General features: G+C 70.2%; 2 protein-coding genes and 1 pseudogene. 1 reads left to right on the top strand and 2 read right to left on the bottom strand.

The window, feature by feature from the left end; all coding sequences use genetic code 11:
* Positions 1-670 (bottom strand): efflux RND transporter permease subunit (locus D183_RS24630; protein ID WP_017909288.1); only part of this gene is annotated, 670 nt, incomplete at its 3' end.
* 10 nt (positions 671-680) lie between these two features.
* Positions 681-1,871, bottom strand: coding sequence for an efflux RND transporter periplasmic adaptor subunit (locus D183_RS0112495; RefSeq protein ID WP_026144422.1), 1,191 nt, complete (start codon positions 1,869-1,871; stop codon positions 681-683).
* 297 nt (positions 1,872-2,168) lie between these two features.
* Here D183_RS0112495 and D183_RS24620 point away from each other — a divergent pair.
* Positions 2,169-2,587 (top strand): annotated as a pseudogene (locus D183_RS24620) (membrane-bound PQQ-dependent dehydrogenase, glucose/quinate/shikimate family); the annotation flags it as partial.

Genomic DNA, 2,587 nt, shown 5'->3' with positions numbered 1-2,587 from the left:
CGGGCTGGCCGCCGATCTCGCCGGCGGACACGTCGGTGTTCTGCGACTGCAGCGCGTTCTCCACGTCCGAGGGCATCAGCGCGTACTTGCGCAGCTTCTCCGGGTCCAGCCAGATGCGCATGGCGTATTCCGAGCCCATCGGCTGGATGTTGCCGACGCCGCTGACGCGGCTGATCTGGTCGTCGATGTTCGATTCCATGTAGTTGGCGACATCGAAGTTGTCCATGCTGCCGTCGTCGGAGGTGAACGCCACCACCTCGAACAGCGAGCCGCTGGACTTGGTAATGACCAGGCCGTTCTGCTGCACCGCCTGCGGCAACACCGACATCACCGACTGCAACTGGTTCTGCACCTGCACCTGCGCGGTGTCGGCGTTGGTGCCGGTCTCGAACACCAGGTTGACCTGCGCGGTGCCGTCCGAGGCGCTGGTGGAGGTCATGTACAGCAGGTGGTCCAGGCTCTGCTGCGACTGCTCGATCAGCTGGGTGACGGTGTTTTCCACCGTCTGCGCCGAGGCGCCGGTGTAGGTGGCGCGCACGGTGATGGTGGGCGGCGCCATGTGCGGATAGCGTTCGACCGGCAGCCCATGGATGGCCAGCATGCCGATCAGGACGATGACGATGGCCATGACCCAGGCCACCACCGGGTGGTTGACGAAGAAGCGCGACATGCGGGAGTCCTCAGTCGGCCTGGGCGTCGTCGCCCGGCAGCGCCGGCGCGGCATCGAGCTGGGCGGCGGTGAGCGGATACGGCTGCGCCGGCTTGCCGAGTTCGGCGCGGCTGCCGTTGACCACGATCAGGCGCTCGCCCGGCTTGAGCCCGGACTCCACCAGCCAGTCGTGGCCGATCGCCTCGCCGGTGCGGATGTGCCGCTCCACCACCTTGTTCTGCGCGTCGAGCAGCTTCACGACGGGCTCGCCCTTGCTGTCGCGGGTCACCGCCTGCTGCGGCACCAGCACCGCGCCCTGGTCGGTGGCCATCGGCAGCACCGCGCGCAGGTACATGCCCGGCAGCAGCAGGTGCTCGGGATTGGGCACCACCGCACGCAGGGTGACGTTGCCGGTACCGGCATTGACCTGGGTGCCGACGAACTCCAGCGTGCCGGCGTGCGGATAGGTGCTGCCGTCCTCCAGCCGCACCTGCACCTGCGCCTTGCCGTCGATGGCGTGGATCTGCCCGGCGTCGAGCTGGCGGCGCAGCGCCAGCATCTGCGTGCTGGACTGAGTGACGTCCAGGTAGATCGGATCCAGGCGCTGGATGGTGGTCAGCGCCGCGTCCTGCGCGGCGGTGAGCAGCGCGCCGACGGTGTAGGCGGAGGTGCCGATGGTGCCGGAGATCGGCGCGGTGATGCGGGTGTAGTCGAGGTTGATGCGCGCCGCCTGCAACGCCGCCTTGGCCGCGACCACCGCCGCCTCGTCCTGGCGCAGCGCGGACACCGCGTCGTCGGCGTCCTGCTTGCTGGCCGCGTCCATGTCGGTGAGGCTGCGGGTGCGCTCGGCCTTGGGCCGCGCACTGGCCAGCGCCGCCTCGGCCTGCACCAGGTTGCCGCGGGCGATGTCGTAGGCGGCCTGGTACGGCGCCGGATCGATCACGTACAGCGCCTGCCCGGCCTTGACCTCCTGGCCCTCCTGGAACAGGCGCTGGCGCAGCAGCCCGCCGACCTGCGGGCGCACGTCGGCGGTCTCGTAGGCCACGGTGCGGCCGGCCAGAGTGCGCTCCAACGGCAGCGTGCGCGCGCCCAGGGTCAGCACCCCCACCCGCGGCGGCGGCGCGGCCGCCGGCTTGTCGCCGGAGCAGCCTCCGGCCACGGCAACGGCCAGCAATACGGCACAGCGAACGGGACGACGAGGCGCCTGGAAACGGTCGGACATGGGGAGTGCGGCTGGGAAGAAACGCGCAACGCTACTCCACGGATGTGTCGCATCGCACCATGTCTGTAACAGTGCGTTGTACGGGCTTCACCAAGGTCGGAGAAACGTCGGAAACCGACACACAGCGTCGCACCGGCGGACGGCGCCATTCGTTCTATTAACGAACACAAATGCGATAATCGCCCATCTTGCCGACGTCGTTTCCCGCCGCGGCATGCCATCGTGCGCACGCCCGCCTTCGCCGCCCTCGTGGCCGGCCGCGGACGCCGTGCGTCTCCCCTGCAGAGGATCGAAAACGTGCAAACCCAATCGGATGTGTCGGCCGGCGGCCGGATATTGCTGTGGAGCGTCGGCCTGCTGCTGGCGCTGATCGGGCTGGCGTTGCTGGTCGGCGGCATCCGCCTGGCCACCCTCGGCGGCAGCCTCTACTTCCTGGCGATGGGCGCGGCCTGCGTGGCCTCGGCGCTGCTGGTGCTGCGGCGGCGCCCGGCCGGCGCCTGGCTGTACGCGCTGGCGTTCGTGCTGAGCCTGGCCTGGGCCTACTGGGACGCCGGCCTGGCGTTCTGGCCGCTGGCGTCGCGGCTGATGATGCCGGCGGTGCTGGCGCTGCTGGTCGCCCTCGTTTATCCGACCCTGCGCCGCGCCCGCGGCCTGCCCGGCGGACGCGGCGCCTATGCGTTGGCGGCGGTGCTGGCGCTGGCCTGCGCCGGCGGCCT

This window comes from Xanthomonas sp. SHU 199, assembly GCF_000364665.1.
GTDB lineage: Bacteria > Pseudomonadota > Gammaproteobacteria > Xanthomonadales > Xanthomonadaceae > Xanthomonas_A > Xanthomonas_A sontii.
The sequence above is the reverse complement of the archived record's forward strand: the minus strand, read 5'-3'. Positions and strand labels throughout refer to the sequence as shown.